The 16754-nt window shown below is 39.9% G+C and carries 17 protein-coding genes; 11 read left to right on the top strand and 6 right to left on the bottom strand.

Features of this window, described 5'->3' with window-relative positions:
- Positions 1-38: 38 nt before the first annotated feature.
- From FTV27_RS02240 to purB, 10 genes are all read left to right on the top strand, one after another.
- On the top strand, positions 39-413 hold the full coding sequence (locus FTV27_RS02240) for an MCR_0457 family protein (protein ID WP_180076950.1): 375 nt from the start codon (positions 39-41) through the stop codon (positions 411-413).
- Between the two features lie 228 nt (positions 414-641).
- A complete protein-coding gene (locus FTV27_RS02235) occupies positions 642-1028 on the top strand; it encodes an MCR_0457 family protein (protein ID WP_180076949.1) in 387 nt (128 codons plus the stop codon).
- A gap of 118 nt (positions 1029-1146) precedes the next feature.
- Positions 1147-2295: a D-alanyl-D-alanine carboxypeptidase PBP5/6 gene (dacC, locus tag FTV27_RS02230; protein ID WP_078191838.1), complete on the top strand. Its 1149-nt coding sequence runs from the start codon at positions 1147-1149 to the stop codon at positions 2293-2295.
- A 103-nt stretch (positions 2296-2398) separates the two neighbouring features.
- Positions 2399-2929 (top strand): gamma carbonic anhydrase family protein, encoded by a 531-nt coding sequence (locus FTV27_RS02225; protein WP_180076948.1) that lies wholly within the window; start codon positions 2399-2401, stop codon positions 2927-2929.
- 96 nt (positions 2930-3025) lie between these two features.
- The gene (locus FTV27_RS02220; protein WP_180077057.1) at positions 3026-3298 is read left to right on the top strand and encodes a transposase family protein; all 273 of its coding nucleotides are present in this window, start codon (positions 3026-3028) and stop codon (positions 3296-3298) included.
- Between the two features lie 110 nt (positions 3299-3408).
- Positions 3409-3738: a hypothetical protein gene (locus FTV27_RS02215; RefSeq protein WP_180076947.1), complete on the top strand. Its 330-nt coding sequence runs from the start codon at positions 3409-3411 to the stop codon at positions 3736-3738.
- Positions 3739-4176: 438 nt separating this feature from the next.
- Positions 4177-4662, top strand: a complete 486-nt coding sequence (locus FTV27_RS02210) for an NUDIX hydrolase (protein WP_180076946.1) — start codon at positions 4177-4179, stop codon at positions 4660-4662.
- A 4-nt stretch (positions 4663-4666) separates the two neighbouring features.
- Positions 4667-5803 carry a tRNA 2-thiouridine(34) synthase MnmA gene (mnmA, locus tag FTV27_RS02205; RefSeq protein WP_180076945.1) on the top strand — a complete coding sequence of 379 codons (1137 nt, stop codon included), beginning with the start codon at positions 4667-4669 and terminating at the stop codon, positions 5801-5803.
- Positions 5804-5815: 12 nt separating this feature from the next.
- The gene (gene hflD / locus FTV27_RS02200) at positions 5816-6547 is read left to right on the top strand and encodes a high frequency lysogenization protein HflD (RefSeq protein WP_218949500.1); all 732 of its coding nucleotides are present in this window, start codon (positions 5816-5818) and stop codon (positions 6545-6547) included.
- 56 nt (positions 6548-6603) lie between these two features.
- Positions 6604-7992 carry an adenylosuccinate lyase gene (purB, locus tag FTV27_RS02195; protein WP_180076943.1) on the top strand — a complete coding sequence of 463 codons (1389 nt, stop codon included), beginning with the start codon at positions 6604-6606 and terminating at the stop codon, positions 7990-7992.
- A gap of 134 nt (positions 7993-8126) precedes the next feature.
- Here the strand turns inward: purB and FTV27_RS02190 are convergent, their stop codons facing one another.
- Positions 8127-8366, bottom strand: a complete 240-nt coding sequence (locus tag FTV27_RS02190; protein ID WP_180060146.1) for a hypothetical protein — start codon at positions 8364-8366, stop codon at positions 8127-8129.
- Between the two features lie 212 nt (positions 8367-8578).
- Here FTV27_RS02190 and FTV27_RS02185 point away from each other — a divergent pair, with 212 nt between their 5' ends.
- The gene (locus FTV27_RS02185) at positions 8579-9208 is read left to right on the top strand and encodes a DUF2238 domain-containing protein (protein ID WP_180076942.1); all 630 of its coding nucleotides are present in this window, start codon (positions 8579-8581) and stop codon (positions 9206-9208) included.
- 55 nt (positions 9209-9263) lie between these two features.
- Here FTV27_RS02185 and FTV27_RS02180 read toward each other — a convergent pair whose 3' ends face one another.
- The 5 genes from FTV27_RS02180 to pstC all read right to left on the bottom strand — a co-directional run bounded on the left by FTV27_RS02180 (position 9264) and on the right by pstC (position 16670).
- Positions 9264-11471, bottom strand: a complete 2208-nt coding sequence (locus FTV27_RS02180) for an Ig-like domain-containing protein (RefSeq protein ID WP_180076941.1) — start codon at positions 11469-11471, stop codon at positions 9264-9266.
- A gap of 340 nt (positions 11472-11811) precedes the next feature.
- Positions 11812-12774, bottom strand: a complete 963-nt coding sequence (gene sohB, locus FTV27_RS02175; protein ID WP_078190186.1) for a protease SohB — start codon at positions 12772-12774, stop codon at positions 11812-11814.
- A gap of 191 nt (positions 12775-12965) precedes the next feature.
- On the bottom strand, positions 12966-13889 hold the full coding sequence (pstB, locus tag FTV27_RS02170) for a phosphate ABC transporter ATP-binding protein PstB (RefSeq protein ID WP_218949498.1): 924 nt from the start codon (positions 13887-13889) through the stop codon (positions 12966-12968).
- Positions 13890-13902: 13 nt separating this feature from the next.
- Complete coding sequence (gene pstA / locus FTV27_RS02165) at positions 13903-15294, bottom strand: phosphate ABC transporter permease PstA (RefSeq protein WP_180076940.1); 1392 nt, start codon at positions 15292-15294, stop codon at positions 13903-13905.
- Positions 15291-16670, bottom strand: a complete 1380-nt coding sequence (gene pstC, locus FTV27_RS02160) for a phosphate ABC transporter permease subunit PstC (protein WP_180076939.1) — start codon at positions 16668-16670, stop codon at positions 15291-15293. Before pstC ends, pstA begins: the two co-directional genes overlap by 4 nt.
- Between the last annotated feature and the right edge of the window lie 84 nt (positions 16671-16754).

Raw genomic sequence — 16754 nt, 5'->3', positions numbered from 1 at the left:
TTACATTTCAACATCCAGCATAAATGTGTGTGTACAAAATGAATAAAACCGTAGCACTTCGTGGTTTATTGAGCTTTGCTCTAGCAGCTTGCATGACTCAAACTGTGGTCGCAGACAATGACTTCACTCAAGAAGAAGTCAATACCATCGTAAAAGAAGATATTGCATCTGCACAAGTCATGTTAGAAGTATGCCCTGCGATTATTGGTCAAAATGCAAAATTTGATGCCAACATTCAAGCACTCACTAAAACATATCTTGCTGATTATTCTGATAAATCAATGACATTAGAAAAATTACAGTCTGATAGCGAATATAAATCAGTTCTTGAAGAAGCGCGTCAAGCTGCTAAAGAAACTGATAAAGCTGAGCAAAAATCAGTTTGTGATGACGTTTTAAGTTATGAAGGTTAATTGATCATTCAGCTTTGGACGTCCTCTAAATAGGTTAGTCCTTATTGCATCAAACCTGCCAAAAAAAGGATGACGCTTTATAGCCTCATCCTTTTTTCTTTCACAATGTATTGATTTTTAAACAGCTTCAATACAATTTTCTACTGATCTCTACCAGAAATACGATTAAGCTAAGCAAATAAATTTTAGCTATTTGATATCTTTTAGGTTATTTAACAGGTTATTTAAATGAAAAACTCCTTTGTAAAATCTCTTTGTGCCCTTAGCCTTTCTGCTTTTGCTTTCACTACCATGTCTGCACATGCCGCAGATGAAAAAATTGAAGTTACCCCTACACCTCAAGTGACCAGTCAAGAACTTGCAGCTATCTATGTACTATCTGAAATCTGCCCAAAATTGGTGAATGACAAAGATCAACCAAAGTTTGAAGCGGGTTATGCAAAATTAGCTAAAGAATATATGCCGAATGAAAAAAACCCAGTAAATGCTTTACAGCAACTCAGCAAACAAAAAAGTTTTAAAGATGCTTTAAAAGAAGCACAGTCTGATGCGAAGAAAGCTGGCGATAAGAAAAATGGTGCGATTTGCAAAGAATTGACTGCTTACAGCAAATAATACCAATTGGTTACAATACTTTTAAAATAAGCGCTTGCACCCCATAGCAGTCCGCCTAGCTTTGTCCTAAAATGCTAGGCTCTTTGTGCTTATACCTAAGTTATTGGAACCACCCAGAATGACCCGAAAAACCGCCCTTGCCGCATTACTACTTGCACCTAGTTTTTCATTCGCGGCAACTGTCCTTTCTGCACCACCTGAATTAAATAATAAATCTTATGTGCTGATGGACTATGAGACAGGGCAAATCCTTGCTTCTAAAAATGAAAACGAAAAATTAGCTCCTGCTTCAATGACAAAAATGATGACCAGTTACATCATTGAGCAAAAGTTATTAAGCGGTGAACTAACTGAAAATGAAAAAGTACGTATGAATGAGTCGGCTTGGTGTCGCGGCAGCAGCACTGAGTCATGTATGTACGTTCCGCTCAACGGTACTGCAACTGCATTAGAAATGTTACGTGGCATTATCATTCAGTCGGGTAACGATGCTTCTAAAGCTATGGCAGAACATATTGCTGGCAATGAAGGCACCTTTGCCCACATGATGAACCAAGAAGCGAAACGTATTGGCATGGTGAATACTCAATTCATCAATGCGACAGGTATGCCAGCTGAAGGTCATTTCTCGACTGCCAAAGATATGGCGACTCTTGCGCAACATATCATTCATGACAGTTCAAAATACTATCCGATCTATTCTGAAAAAGAATTTACGTTCAATGGCATTAAGCAAGGCAACCGTAATGCCCTGCTTTATACTGACCCAAGTGTAGATGGTTTAAAAACTGGCCATACTGAAGAAGCGGGCTACTGCTTAACGACTTCAGCTAAACGTGGTCCTTTACGTTTAATTTCAGTGATCTTTGGTGCGCCAAGCATGAACGAGCGTGCATCTCAAACACGTGAAATTTTAGCTTGGGGTTATGCAAACTTTGAAACTGTAAAAGTTCAACCTGCTAAACAAGTGCTTGCAAAAGCAAAAGTTTGGTACGGTAAAGACAATGAAGTTCAAGTAGGTCTAGCTGAAAACTTTAACGTGACGATGCCTAAAGGCGAAGCGAACGCCATTAAAACTCAATTGGTTGTTCAACCAAAATTAACTGCTCCTTTAAAACAAGGTCAAGTGGTCGGTAAATACGTTGCAACGCTTAATGGCAAAGTCATTGCTGAAAAACCACTTGTAGCTCTACAAAATGTTGAAGAAGCTGGTTTCTTTGCAAAAATGATTGATCACATCAAACAATTCTTTAGCAACTTATTCTAAGTTTGATGAAAACTCGATATTAAGACTAAAGTGAAAGCATCTAGATTTCGGTCTAGGTGCTTTTTTATTTTATACTGCCTAAAAACCTGTAGATGACTTTCCTATGAGCCAAAACATTCGCCCTTATTTAGACACTGCCCCACGTATTGATGACTCTTGCTATATCGATGAAATGTCCGTGGTGATTGGCGATGTTGTATTGGCTGAAAATGTCTCTGTTTGGCCATTTGCTGTGATTCGTGGTGATGTAAATCATATTCGTATTGGTAAAAACTCTAATGTGCAAGATCACTCAATGTTGCATGTGAGTCATAAAAAAGCCGATAAACCTGAAGGTTCTCCACTGATTATTGGTGAAGATGTGACGATTGGTCATCATGTGAAATTACACGGTTGTACCATTGGTAATCGTGTTTTGGTCGGTATTGGCACGATTATTTTGGATGATGTAATTGTTGAAGATGATGTGATGATTGGCGCGGGTTCACTTGTTCCACCTAATAAAGTTCTAGAAAGTGGTTATTTATATGTTGGTAGTCCCGTTAAGAAAGTTCGACCTTTAACAGATAAAGAAAAAGCGTTCTTGCCTTATTCAGCGCAGAATTATGTGAAGGTTTCGGGAAATTACAAATAAAACTCAATTTCGCATAAGAGATTTTATATAAATAGATTTGATCAGGTGTCTATCTCTATACATCATAATCTCAGCCTCCATTATAAAACTCAATAAATTCTTAGTTTATGCACGAGTCGTGGTGCCGTACATGATTTTGAACTATTCAAACGCCATTTAAATCAGATTCCTGCAGGGTGTTTTCTCCTTGTAGATAAGGGCTACCAAGTGATCTATACCGTGTATCCGAATAGTCTATTGCCATTAAAAGCAAAAAAGCACTTTAGACTAGAGCCTGAACTAAAACTTTATAACCAAGAAATCAATAAAAGAAGAATTGGAATTCAGCATGTATTCGGGACTTTGAAAACCTTCAAAATTCTTGCTTAGCGATATCGCAACCGTGGTAAAAGACTGGGATTAAGATTCAATTTAATTGCAGGAATCTATAATTGAAACTGAGTCAAAAATGACTTATGAAAGAGCTCTAATGGTGTTATATGGAATCTAATAAAGGTTATCCTCGTTTTTATATTTTTGCTTGTTTAACTCTAGTTCCTGTTGTGTATTTTGGTTATTTTGCCAAGGAGTATTTTCTTATGGAAAAAACAAGAGAATATAAAATAAAAAATAAATTAAATGTGGGATGTTTGTTTCTGGAGAAAAGATATAAAACTAAACATGGTATTGATAAATTTGAGGTAAATATTGATGGTAATAAATATTTGCTGAGCGATGTTGTTGTTAAAGGTTTTCCATTTAAAAAAAATATTATAATTTTCAAAAAGAAATTAGTAATGAAAAAGCATGTTATAGGGTTTCCTATGTAAAGGTTAAAATTCTATTTTTTAAACGGAGTTTTATTTATGATTTAGAATAGACCACTTAAATTGATTAAAATACAAACACAACTCAACTATATTTTATAAGGATTTAGTTAATAAAAAATTAGATAAAAGCCATACTTTCGCAAGAGGTCTAATAATTTGAATGTTAACTTACCCTAAATTAACATAATACACGTTACACGAAATGCTTTTAATTTCTTTTCTAAATCATAGCATTATGCTGGTATAAAAAGCTCAATCAGCACCGATTGAGCTTTTTTTGTGAAATTTTCATGTCCGACGCTCATTATTCAATCATTGTTCTACAAAAATTTCTTATCCAAACTCAAAAATCATCTCTCTCCAAAGAATTCACCTCCCATCATAGCCACCGCTCCCTAAATTTTGTAGAATAGCGTTTTTACCCCATGGTGCTTTTCTATGACCGCTTGGACTGCTCACGTCACTGTTGCGACAGTCGTTGAAAAAGACGGAAAATTCCTATTTGTTGAAGAACATACAGAAGGTGTTACCCATACTGTATTTAATCAACCTGCAGGTCATGTCGAAGCTGGCGAAACCATTATTGAAGCAGCCATTCGAGAAACCATGGAAGAAACAGGTCACAATGTAGAAATCACGAACCTTCTAGGCATGTATACTTATACTCCTCCGATGTTCCCTGATCGTACTTATTTCCGTTTCTGTTTCTTAGCTAAAGATATTCAGCACCATGCCGATGCACAATTAGACACAGGTATTGTCGGTGCAGTATGGATGACGCTTGATGAACTTATTGAGTCTGCCCGTGCGCGCAGTCCATTAGTCATCAAAGCTGTGCAAGATGCTCTTTCAGGTCAAAAATTTCCTTTATCGCTCATTTACGAGCACCAAAATTCTCCCTTAATTTCAAATTTGGATGCTTAATCCTATGCAACAACGTGTCATCGTCGGTATGTCTGGTGGTGTAGATTCTTCTGTATCTGCAGCACTTTTACTTCAACAAGGTTATCAAGTTGAAGGTCTTTTCATGAAAAACTGGGAAGAAGATGACGGCACGGAATACTGTACGGCAATGGAAGATCTTGCCGATGCTCAAGCCGTTTGTGACAAAATTGGTGTCAAACTTCATACTGCAAACTTTGCGATGGAATATTGGGACCGTGTCTTTGAGCATTTTTTAGAAGAATATGCCGCTGGTCGTACACCAAATCCAGATATTCTCTGCAATAAAGAAATTAAATTCCGTGCATTTCTTGACCATGCTGTGAACCTAGGTGCTGACTTTATTGCGACAGGCCATTATTGCCGCCGTGGTGAAACGCTAAAAAATTCACGTGGTGAAGAGTATGCACCTCTACTGCGTGGCGTAGATCAAAATAAAGACCAAACCTATTTCCTACATGCAGTGCATGGTCGTGAAATTAACAAGACTTTATTCCCTGTAGGTGAAATTGAAAAACCACAAGTGCGTAAAATCGCTGAAGAACTTGGTTTAGCCACTGCGAAGAAAAAAGACTCTACTGGCATCTGCTTTATTGGTGAACGTCGATTCAATGACTTCTTAAAGCAATATTTACCTGCTCAACCCGGAAAAATCGTCCTAGACACAGGTAAAGAGGTTGGTGAACATCACGGCTTAATGTACTATACGCTCGGCCAACGTGGTGGCATCGGTCTTGGTGGTCTAAAAGGTGCTGAAGAAGGCGCTTGGTTTGTACTGCATAAAGATATCGAAGGTAACCGCCTAGTCGTTGGTCAAGGTCATGAACATCCACTCATGCAAAGCACCATTTTATGGTCTGAAGCGATTGATTGGGTGGCTGGTGAACAAGAGATTCCTGAATCAGGTTTCCGCTGCACAGCGAAAACTCGTTATCGTCAGCCTGACCAAGACTGTACATTATTTAAAGACTCTACAGCGCCAAATGGTGTGCGTGTCGAATTCGATGAGCCACAACGTGCTGTTACACCGGGTCAAAGTGTGGTGTTCTACACCGGTGAAGTTTGTTTAGGGGGTGGTGTGATTCATCATACCAATGCGCCTAAACCGGATTTTATTGTATAAGGATTGTTTCGGATGACAGAGTTACCGTTTCAACAGCCTCAAACTCTGAATACTCGCCAAAATCGTGCATTGGCGTTAGCTGCTGTATTTCAAGCAACACAGTTGACCCACATGACTGCATTGACTGGGCAACAGAGTATCGGGGAAAGCGGTAACTTTTATTTTGAACATCTCATTAAAGCCAGTTTAAATATCCGTCCCAAGTCGAATCAGTCTAGTCAGACGCTCGATTTTTTTAGTGGTTTGGCGGATATTTCACTGGGTTTAAAGACCTTAGAAAGCAGCATTACCCAGCCATTTAACACTTCCCCAAAATCTAGATTGCCTAAACTTGCCAATACCAAGCTACCCATGACGTATGCGATGGCATTATTGCAGTTAGAAAAGAAAGTCTATAGCAATCCCAAGTTTGTTGAAATCATTGAACAATCCCAACAAAAAATTCTAAGACAGCTTTCTTTTTTCGATAATAATTATTTACATCCAAGTATCATTGCAAACCTTGCCCAAACCTATATTGAAACTGCGGGTTCGATCAATCCTCGCATTATGGTTCGAGGCAACGCTGAAGCATTTAAAGATACAGCACATACCAACCGCATTCGCGCGACATTATTCACAGGCTTACAAATGGCTCACTTGTGGCGTCAGCTCGGCGGTAGCTCGTGGGGTATGATTTTCAGCAAGCGTAAGCTGCTCCAAGATATTCAAGATCTCGCTCGTTTACAGTATCAGGTGGTTTAACTGATGCAGTACGGGCTTTTTGTTTTACGTTTAATTCCAAAATTTAAGGAATCGCTATGAACGCTTTAACCGCACTTTCTCCATTAGATGGACGTTACGCAAGCAAATGTGATGCTCTACGTCCCTTCCTCTCTGAGTTTGGTTTAATCCATGCTCGTGTGACTGTTGAAGTGCGTTGGTTACAAGCGCTTGCAAACCGTCCTGAAATCACTGAAGTTCCAGCGTTCAGTGCTGAAACTAACGCTGCGCTTGATGCAATTGTTGCGAACTTCTCTGAAGACAATGCAAACCGCATTAAAGAAATTGAACGTACAACAAACCATGACGTAAAAGCAGTTGAGTACTTCTTAAAAGAGCAAATCGCACATATTGATGAGCTTAAAAATGCTGGAGAATTCATTCACTTTGCATGTACATCAGAAGACATCAACAACTTGTCTCATGCTTTAATGCTTAAAAATGGCCGTGAAGTTTTAGTTGCAGCAATGCAGCAAATCATCGATTCAATTGTTGCTTTGGCTGAACAACACGCTGAACAACCAATGTTGTCTCGTACACATGGTCAAACTGCAAGCCCAACAACTTTGGGTAAAGAAATGGCGAACGTGGCTTACCGCCTTGCACGTCAAATCAAACAATTCAAACAAGTTGAACTTCTAGGTAAAATTAACGGTGCTGTAGGTAACTACAACGCTCATTACTCTGCTTACCCTGAAATTAACTGGCCTGCTCATTCTCAAGCTTTTGTAGAGTCTTTAGGTTTAACCTTCAATCCGTACACCACTCAAATCGAACCACATGACTACATGGCGGAACTTTTTGATGCGCTACGTCGTTTCAACACAATCTTAATCGACTTTAACCGTGACGTTTGGGGATACATCTCACTTGGTTTCTTCAAACAACGTTTGAAAGAAGGCGAAGTTGGTTCTTCAACAATGCCACATAAAGTTAATCCAATTGACTTCGAAAACTCTGAAGGTAACTTGGGTATTGCGAATGCGGTATTGGCTCACCTTGGTGAAAAACTTCCTGTATCTCGTTGGCAGCGTGACTTAACTGACTCAACTGTGCTTCGTAACATGGGTGTTGGTTTTGCACAAAGCTTGATTGCATTTGAAGCTTGCTCTAAAGGTATTGGCAAACTTGAGTTGAATGCTCAACGTATTCTAGAAGACCTCGACCATGCTCAAGAAGTTCTTGCTGAACCAATTCAAACTGTAATGCGTCGTTATGCAGTTGAAAAACCATACGAAAAACTTAAAGCGCTTACTCGTGGTCAAGCAATGACTCGCGAAATGATGGTTGATTTCGTAAATGGTAACGAGTTAGAAGCTGTTCCAGCTGCTGACCGTGCACGTCTTGCAGAAATGACACCTGCGACTTATACAGGTAATGCATCGACTCAAGCAAAACAAGTTGCTGATTTAATTTCTAAGATCTGATTTCTAAAATCTGATTTTAGATAGATCAAAAAAACGAGGCATCATGCCTCGTTTTTTGTTTCCACCTATATACTCCTACTCCCTTTGGGATGAAGAGCATGCTCCGCAAGGAGATAGAAAATTTAGACGTAATTTTATTCTGCAGGGCAATATTTCGCCCAATCATCTTTCATCCGTTGTAATTCACAGCCTGTTAAAACATCTGAGTAATAAACATAATATGTGGCATTGGGATACTGAATTTCATGGCGAAACATCATGCCGCGCAAAGATACAGAGAGCTCTTCTGGAAAATCATCTGTTAAATTAAGTTCTTCAAACTCATAATTAAAATAACAATTTTGAGTCGCAATAAATGCCTCAACAACGGCCATAGTTACTTCCAAATACATAAACTTCGATATACATCTGAGTTTAATACAATCTTTTTGAAAATACTTATCCCTAGTTGCTAGCTGATGACATTTGAAAAAATAATGCACAAATTCTAACGCCGTCGAACTAACACCTTTCATCGCATTATGGCTATACTTGCCGCGAATTATAAACATTGCACACCGATAAAAAATTTGAGCTTTGCCTTTTCATGATTGATTTCAAATTAAAACTTAAGCACATCTTAGCTTTTGCGTTATTAACTCTTGCCATTGTGATCGCCAGTATCCAACCTTTAGAAATGGAAGCATATATCCTCCATCAAATCGGCACAGCGTTTATGCTGATCGTGCTGCTCGTTTTCCTCTATAAAATAGGACTAACTTTCAGAACAGTTTGTCTGTATCTTGGCTTTTTACTGATTCATGTCATCGGTGCCCATTATTTATATTCTTATGTACCCTATTCTGAATGGACACAAGCTCTCCTCGGTTTCAACCTTGATCAAAGCATGGGATGGAGTCGGAACATGTATGATCGGCTTGTACATCTTGCCTATGGATTGCTGCTCTACCCGTTCTTTTATCGCATATTTCAAATCTGGCTACCGCAGTTAAAAGCCGGAACACTCTTTTTATTGGTCGTACAATTCGTCATGGCGACCAGTTTATTTTATGAATGGATCGAATGGCTGATTGCCATTGGCTTATCACCAGAGGACGCTGAAAATTACAATGGGCAACAAGGTGATATTTGGGATGCGCATAAAGATATGCTGCTTGCAACATTTGGTGCGATGATCACTGGCGGCCTTTTATATTTCAATCTGAAAAAATCTTAAATAAAAAAGCACTCATCCGAGTGCTTTTTTATCGCTATATTCATGAATGGATGTATTAATACAGTGGTAGCGCATTTAAGGTTTGATCTAATGGATCTAAAGCGCCCCATGCTGTTTGAAGCTCTGTATTTGAAACTGCTGTCCCACCCGATACAGGATTGATGGACGCATTTAAATAAGATGAATCATCTGATATTACATCAAGAGCATTGTTTGGTTCGTGATTGCTCAATAAGCTGTTCAAATTAATTTGATCATTAGGAATGAATGCGTTAGTTTCGTCTAAGCTAAAGCTCGACACACTGTGCTGCGCAAGTACATCAAATACATTATTATCATCTATTAACAGCGATGCTTGATCATGTAATTCATTCGAAGCCTGTTCTTCTGAGATCAAGAATAAACTCGCTTTAGCAACTGTCATCGCTTCAACTGTAAAATCAAATGCTGAGCTTTTGGCACTGGTATTTCCAGCTAGATCCGTTTGGGTAAAACTATAGCTATACTTACCTGCCGCTAAGTCAGATTCTGGTGTATACAACCATTTTCCACTGGTATCTGCTTTGACGGTTGCCACTGCGACTCCATTTTTATAAATGGTAATCGTGGCATTGGTCTCACCTTTGCCTTCAAAACTAGGTGTCGAATCTTGAGTGCTTTCACCCTGTTTAATGGTGAGCTTTGTAGTATCTCGATCATCATACACAGTCGTCAATGTCGGCGCGGATGGTGCAATAGTGTCCTTTGTCCCAATCACTTGCGTGCTCTTTGAGCTATTGCCAGCGGCATCTGTCGCAGTCACTTGGACAACATTATTATCTGTTACTGCGCTGCTTAATTTCACCGTATAGCGACCATCGTCACCTACAGTTGCGGTACCAAGCGTATTTCCTGTACTGTTTTTAATGGTAATTTTGGCACCAATTTCCGCACTTCCCGACACTTCTGTACCATCAATATTGATCGTCGCTGTTGGTGCCACTGGTGCTGTATTGTCTGTTCCAGCACTGATATTTAACGGTGTAGATTGATTCCCTACTGCATCAACCACAATAATGGTGGTCTTATTACTATCCGACAGTGCTGGGGACAATGTTAGTTTAAATTGACCATTGGCATCTACCGTAGTGGTAGCGATGACTTGTAAATTTGCATCTAATATTTGAATGGTGCTATTGGCTTCGGCAGTACCAACCAGTTCAGTTCCGGCTTTATTCACTTCAATCTTAGGTTGATCAGGTCGAAGCGTATCTTTGCCCATTTCAACCAACTGCACTTCAGATTTATTGCCAGCTTTATCTTCTACAATGACTTTAGCCGTCTCACCTGCTTGTAAAGTATTACTTAATGCAATGGAGAAATTGCCATCACTTGCCGCAGTCACAGGCCCACCTAAAAGCGTTGTGCCATCTGCAGTATAAACATAAACTTTTGCACCCGCTTCGGCAAAACCAGAGACAAACTTACCGCTTTCATCCACTTGTGCATTTGCCGCGTCCGGCGAAATTGTATCTTTATTACCCGTCAATATCGTCGATTGTGAACTATTTCCCGCCTTGTCTTTAGCGTACAAAATTACGCGATTGCCGTCTGTAATCGCGTCATCTAAAGTAATTTTATAGTTGCCATCGGCATCTACTTTAGATTGACCAATCGTATTGCCTTTCGCATCTACGATATAAACCGTTGCACCAGCTTCTGCCTTGCCGGACACGACTTTTCCATCACTATCAAAACTTCCAGTTGGCGTACTTGGCGCTGTTTTGTCATTGCTAGAAGATTTATCATCTTCTTTGTCAAAAGCCAGAAGATATACCGCTTCTGCACCTAAGATCGCCAATCCCGCCTTAAGTAGCGATGACGAACCATCATCTTCACTTGCAACTTCCGTAGCTTGAGCAGGTGTTGTCGCCTGATTTAACTGTGTCGATGCACCTAAAGGTTGCATAAATTCATTCACAGAGCGATAGCTCACCGTTTTGCCATCGACATCCATTTCAACCAATTCAAATTGCTCTGGCCCACTATGTAAAACCAAAGAATTATCAGAGCCAAAGTCATCTGTATAAAAATGATCAATCACGATTTTTTGACCATTTTTCAGGGTAATCACACATTGATTTCCGACTCGATGGATCGACTGAATATCGGCTGGCTTGAGTTCTAACTGAATAACGGACGGTTGAGATATTTGTATTTTTGTGGCCTGAGTTTCTTTTAAAATCGTTTGATCTTTCTTTGATATCACGACAATTTTTGTCATTTCGCCCTCAGTGTTATTATGTAATAAACATCTAATAAATAATTAGTTAAGTACCTTATCAAATTGGTGCTGAACAGACAAACCATTCTGGATGTAAATTCATCAGAATTATTTTTATTTAATTTTTCACCTTAAATTCTACGCCAATAACAGCGGTTTCTATGGTTCTATCCATTTTAATATTTTAAATTCAGCCAAGTTTGGATAATCAAAATTATCAAAGTATTTATAAATGATTGCTGTTTATTAGCCGCGCTTGCTGCAATTTTCAAAGTAGCGTCATTTAGAATAAAAAAAGCTCACCGAAGTGAGCTTTAAAGACATCATAACAAAAACGATTTTAGAGTTTAGGATCACGCAACTGCACGAGACTCGAATTGGCTTTGCTCAATGACTCCATCACTTTAGACATGACTGCAGGAACCAATGAATCCGCAATTTGTGCTGCTTGTAAGCCCAACTTCTCACCAAGTGTTGGCTTTTTGCGGGTTTCAATCATATATACATCATGTTGTGGCATGAGACTTAATAGATATTCATCTGACGTTTGCAATTTGTCGACTAGATTAAGATCAATGGCATCTTGCCCATACCAATGCTCACCTGTTGCAACTTTATCGACATTGAGCTGAGGACGGTATTTTTCAACAAAGTGTTTAAACAAGTTATGCGTTTGCTGTAACTCTTCTTCAAATTTAGCTTTACCTTCAGCCGTATTTTCACCAAACATCGTTACGGTACGTTTGAACTGACCCGCAGTATACAACTCAAAATCGATATGCTTTTCTTTCAATAAACGGTTAAAGTTCGGCACTTGTGCAACCACACCAATCGAACCTACTACGGCAAATGGTGCTGAAACAATTTCATTTGCAATGCAGGCCATCATATAGCCACCGCTTGCAGCAACTTTGTCCACACAAATGGTTAAGTTAAATCCAGCATCACGTAAACGTACCAATTGTGCTGCAGCCAGACCATAGCCATGCACCATCCCGCCTGGACTTTCTAAACGTAAAACTACGCGGTCGCGCCCAGCTTTTGCTGTCGCTAAGATTAGGGTAATTTCTTCACGAAGGCTTGTCACCGCCGATGCAGCGGTATCACCATTAAAATCGATCACATAAATTTTTTGGTTATTCTTTTTACGTGCGCGCGCTTCTTTTGATAATTGTTGGCTTAGTTGCAGTAGCTCAAGTTTAGATGCAGTGGTTTGCGCAATTTTTTTTCGTTGTTCATTAATACGTGCATTTAAGTGACTTACACGAATTTCCGCAGGCAACTTGGGATTATGAAATAGCATAAAATTGAAACTCATTTAATTCATATTTATGTTGTATAACATGTGGGTTGCATCACAAAAATTCAATCTATTTTTTGAAAATAATTCTCATTGAGCCAAATTGAGTATTTTATTTCTACTAAGCTTTTTCTACCTAATCATAAAGTCCATAAAAAAAAGAGCCTTTCGGCTCTATTTTTAAACCGATTAGATTAACCAAAACGCCCGGTAATATACGCTTCAGTCAACTGATGATCCGGTTGAGTAAAGACTTTTTCAGTGGAATTCACTTCAATCAAATCACCCAAATGGAAATATGCGGTACGGTCAGATACACGTGCTGCTTGTTGCATCGAGTGCGTCACAATCGCAATGGTATATTGCGCTGAAAGTTCAGTGATGAGTTCTTCTACTTTTGCAGTTGCAATCGGATCCAGTGCTGAACAGGGTTCATCCATCAAAATAACTTCAGGACTGACTGCAATGGTTCGCGCAATACAAAGACGTTGCTGCTGACCACCTGAAAGCCCCGTACCCGGTTGGCTCAAACGGTCTTTCACTTCATCCCAAAGCCCTGCTTTACATAGGCTATTTTCAACAATTTCTTCCATATCGTATTTGTCACGTGCCAAACCATGAAGTTTTGGACCATAAGCGACATTGTCAAAAATTGACTTTGGAAATGGGTTCGGCTTTTGGAAAACCATACCCACTTGGGCACGCAGTAACACCACATCAAGATTTGGATCATAGATGTCTTGATTATCCATGAGCACTTGTCCTGTCACACGACAAGAATCAATCGTGTCATTCATACGGTTGAGCGTACGCAGGAAAGTTGACTTACCACAACCAGACGGTCCAATAAAGGCGATCACTTCATTTTCATAAATGTTCAGATCAATGCCTTTGATCGCTTCAGATTCGCCATAGTACACATGCACATCATTTGTACTGATTTTCACATTGCTCGATTTCGCATCTTTTTTCGCGCTAGATTGCGTATCGAATTGTGACACAAACGCAGTATTGGTTTGTTTTTGGCTGCCCTGAGCAGAGGTAAATTGTGTTTGTTCTGGATTCACGGACTTATCCTGATATAAGGAATTCTTTTCAGTTGTAATGACGCTATTCATATAATGCCCTCAATTACCAGCGTACTTCAAATTTCTTACGTAACCAGATGGCTAAACTGTTTAAGCCGATCATGAGAGCAAGAAGTACAATGATTGCTACTGCGGTACGTCCTTCAAAGAAGTTACGTAGCTCATTACCTTGCCAAAGGAAAATTTGTACAGGTAATGCAGTGGATTGATCTAAAGGAGTGGCTGGTACACTTGCCACAAAGGCACTCATACCAATCAATAATAATGGAGCAGTTTCTCCTAGGGCTTGCGCAACACCAATAATGGCACCGGTTAAGATACCTGGTAATGCCAGTGGCAAGACGTGGTGAAATACAGTTTGTAAACGTGATGCACCCAAACCTAAAGCGGCTTGACGGATCGATGGAGGAACAGCTTTTAAAGATGCACGTGTTGTAATAATGACCGTTGGCAAAGTCATCAAACTTAAGACTAAACCACCAACCACAGGAGCCGAAAGCGGCATATGCATCCAACCAATAAAGATCGCTGCACCAAGCAAACCAAAGACAATCGAAGGAACCGCTGCTAGATTGTTAATGTTGACTTCGACAACATCGGTAATCCAGTTTTTAGGTGCAAACTCTTCTAAGTAAATTGCAGATGCTACACCAATTGGAATCGAAATAATGATCACGATCAGCATCATAAATAACGACCCCATAAACGCCCCTGCTAAACCTGAAGTTGCAGGTGAGCTACGAGAGTCTGGATTTTTAAATATTTCAGTATTAAATGAGTTAGTAATCACACCGTCAGCTTTAAGTTTATCTGCAAGTTGGCGTACTTCTGGGCTCAATTGTTGCTGTTCATCAGGCAAGCTGCGGTCAATATTACCAGCCAACCAGACATCGACATTAGCATCTGCAAGGATTTTAAAATCTTGTTTTTGACCAATCAATGACGGATCTGCCATTACCATGTCACGTAAGCGATAAGCTTCTGAACTTGTATATAAACTGTTGAGATCATCACGTTGTGAGGCAATCGCTGGATCTTTTGCTATGATGCCATTTACGATGAGCGCATCCCAATCCACCATGCCCATTTCAGTTTGCCAAGCAATAAAACGCTCTTGGAACTGTGCAGGAGATTCACCTTCTTTTTGAACCGGTTTTGCTCCTACATTGACGATACTTGGATCAAAAAACACAGGAACCGTCATCGAGCTTTGCCAGAATGCTGGTAAGCCTTTGGCTAAAATACTACCAAACAATAGCACGACGAAAAATAAACCAGTCACTACTGCACTAAAGCCCAAGACACGGAAGGTCTTTTCTTTACGATGTCTTTTCGCCAAAGAGTTTTCAATGATTTTCTTACGTTTTTCACGAAGCTCAGCGGCTGCATGTGAATCAAATTTTTGATCCATGTTTGATGTATTCGTCGTACTCATTCGTATTGCTCACGGTATTTACGCACAATGTACAGTGCAACAATATTCAGCCCTAAGGTAATCACAAACAGTGTTAAACCGAGTGCAAAAGCAACCAATGCTTGAGGACTCGCAAAGTCTGTATCACCTGTTAATTGGTTTACGATGGTAATGGTGACTGTAGACACTGCTTCGAGCGGATTAATGTGTAGTAAAGGACTGTTCCCTGCTGCAAGTACCACAATCATGGTTTCACCAATTGCACGAGATGCTGCCAATAAGAATGCACCGATAATGCCCGGCAAAGCAGCTGGAATCACTACTTGGCGAATGGTTTCTGATTTTGTAGCACCCAAACCGAGTGAACCGTCACGAAGCGCGCGAGGGACTTGGGTAATGATGTCATCAGATAATGATGAAACGAATGGGATAATCATAATCCCCATCACAAAGCCTGCTGTTAGAGCACTGGTTGCATTAATATCGAGTCCAATATATGCGCCAAGCTGTTTTGCAAAGGGTCCAATAATCATTAAGGCAAATACACCGTAAACGATGGTTGGAATACCTGCGAGAACTTCTATGGCAGGTTTTGCCCAAGCACGGAAACTTGGCTTTGCATATTCAGCCAAATAAATCGCAATCATCAGACCAACCGGAACAGCAACCAGTAGTGCAATACCACTAACCATGAGTGTGCCCCAAAGGAGTGGCAGCAAACCATAACTACCTTCGGCATTCCCTGATGTACTAAAACCTGGGTTCCATTCAGTGCCTAAGAAGAAATCGAGTGGACTGACAAAACTAAAGAAACGCATGGCTTCACTGAACATCGACATCACAATGCCAACTGTTGTCAGGATGGCGACCCCCGAACACAGTGCCAATGCGATATTAATAACTTTTTCGACTTGGTTACGTGCACGATATTTTTCTGCGATGCGGCGTTTAGCCATGACTAAACCAATCAATGCCGCACAAATCACAACGGCCAATTTTGCATATGAGCCGATGCCTTCAATTTTCTTTAACTGTTCTGCTGCTGCAAGTTCATATGCAGCTGGCGTATCACTTACTCCAAAACCAGAAGCAATCGCTTGAACGCGGTCAACCATTACGCTTGTGCTTGCAGGATCTAAACTTAAACGAATATTTTCAGGAACATTATTTAAAATAACATGTTGAAAAATACTCGGTTCAACCAAGTTCCAAACAATCAAGATTAAAAAAGCGGGAATCCCACACCATAAAGCGACCAAAACACCATAATAGCCCGGTCGAGAATGCAGCATTGCTGAGTTATTCCCTTTACCTGCAAGTTTACGACTCTTGGTTAAGCCAACTTGATAGGCAATGGCAATAATCGCCAGTAACACACCAATGAGGAGCAGATTCATGTAATCTCCACTGTTTCTTCAATGACACATTTTGAAAAAACTGTTTCTTTGCAAAAAAACCAATGGCAGGTCGACCCTGCCATT

The sequence above is a fragment of the Acinetobacter sp. YH12251 genome (assembly GCF_013417465.1).
Classification (GTDB): domain Bacteria; phylum Pseudomonadota; class Gammaproteobacteria; order Pseudomonadales; family Moraxellaceae; genus Acinetobacter; species Acinetobacter amyesii.
The sequence above is the reverse complement of the archived record's forward strand: the minus strand, read 5'-3'. Positions and strand labels throughout refer to the sequence as shown.

Bases quoted from the DNA above. Each gene is read 5' to 3' on its own strand.
- FTV27_RS02240 (WP_180076950.1), top strand. From the start codon at position 39: ATGAATAAAACCGTAGCACTTCGTGGTTTATTGAGCTTTGCTCTAGCA.
- FTV27_RS02235 (WP_180076949.1), top strand. From the start codon at position 642: ATGAAAAACTCCTTTGTAAAATCTCTTTGTGCCCTTAGCCTTTCTGCT.
- dacC (WP_078191838.1), top strand. From the start codon at position 1,147: ATGACCCGAAAAACCGCCCTTGCCGCATTACTACTTGCACCTAGTTTT.
- FTV27_RS02225 (WP_180076948.1), top strand. From the start codon at position 2,399: ATGAGCCAAAACATTCGCCCTTATTTAGACACTGCCCCACGTATTGAT.
- FTV27_RS02215 (WP_180076947.1), top strand. From the start codon at position 3,409: ATGGAATCTAATAAAGGTTATCCTCGTTTTTATATTTTTGCTTGTTTA.
- FTV27_RS02210 (WP_180076946.1), top strand. From the start codon at position 4,177: ATGACCGCTTGGACTGCTCACGTCACTGTTGCGACAGTCGTTGAAAAA.
- mnmA (WP_180076945.1), top strand. From the start codon at position 4,667: ATGCAACAACGTGTCATCGTCGGTATGTCTGGTGGTGTAGATTCTTCT.
- hflD (WP_218949500.1), top strand. From the start codon at position 5,816: ATGACAGAGTTACCGTTTCAACAGCCTCAAACTCTGAATACTCGCCAA.
- purB (WP_180076943.1), top strand. From the start codon at position 6,604: ATGAACGCTTTAACCGCACTTTCTCCATTAGATGGACGTTACGCAAGC.
- FTV27_RS02190 (WP_180060146.1), bottom strand. From the start codon at position 8,366: ATGGCCGTTGTTGAGGCATTTATTGCGACTCAAAATTGTTATTTTAAT.
- FTV27_RS02185 (WP_180076942.1), top strand. From the start codon at position 8,579: ATGATTGATTTCAAATTAAAACTTAAGCACATCTTAGCTTTTGCGTTA.
- FTV27_RS02180 (WP_180076941.1), bottom strand. From the start codon at position 11,471: ATGACAAAAATTGTCGTGATATCAAAGAAAGATCAAACGATTTTAAAA.
- sohB (WP_078190186.1), bottom strand. From the start codon at position 12,774: ATGCTATTTCATAATCCCAAGTTGCCTGCGGAAATTCGTGTAAGTCAC.
- pstB (WP_218949498.1), bottom strand. From the start codon at position 13,889: ATGAATAGCGTCATTACAACTGAAAAGAATTCCTTATATCAGGATAAG.
- pstA (WP_180076940.1), bottom strand. From the start codon at position 15,294: ATGAGTACGACGAATACATCAAACATGGATCAAAAATTTGATTCACAT.
- pstC (WP_180076939.1), bottom strand. From the start codon at position 16,670: ATGAATCTGCTCCTCATTGGTGTGTTACTGGCGATTATTGCCATTGCC.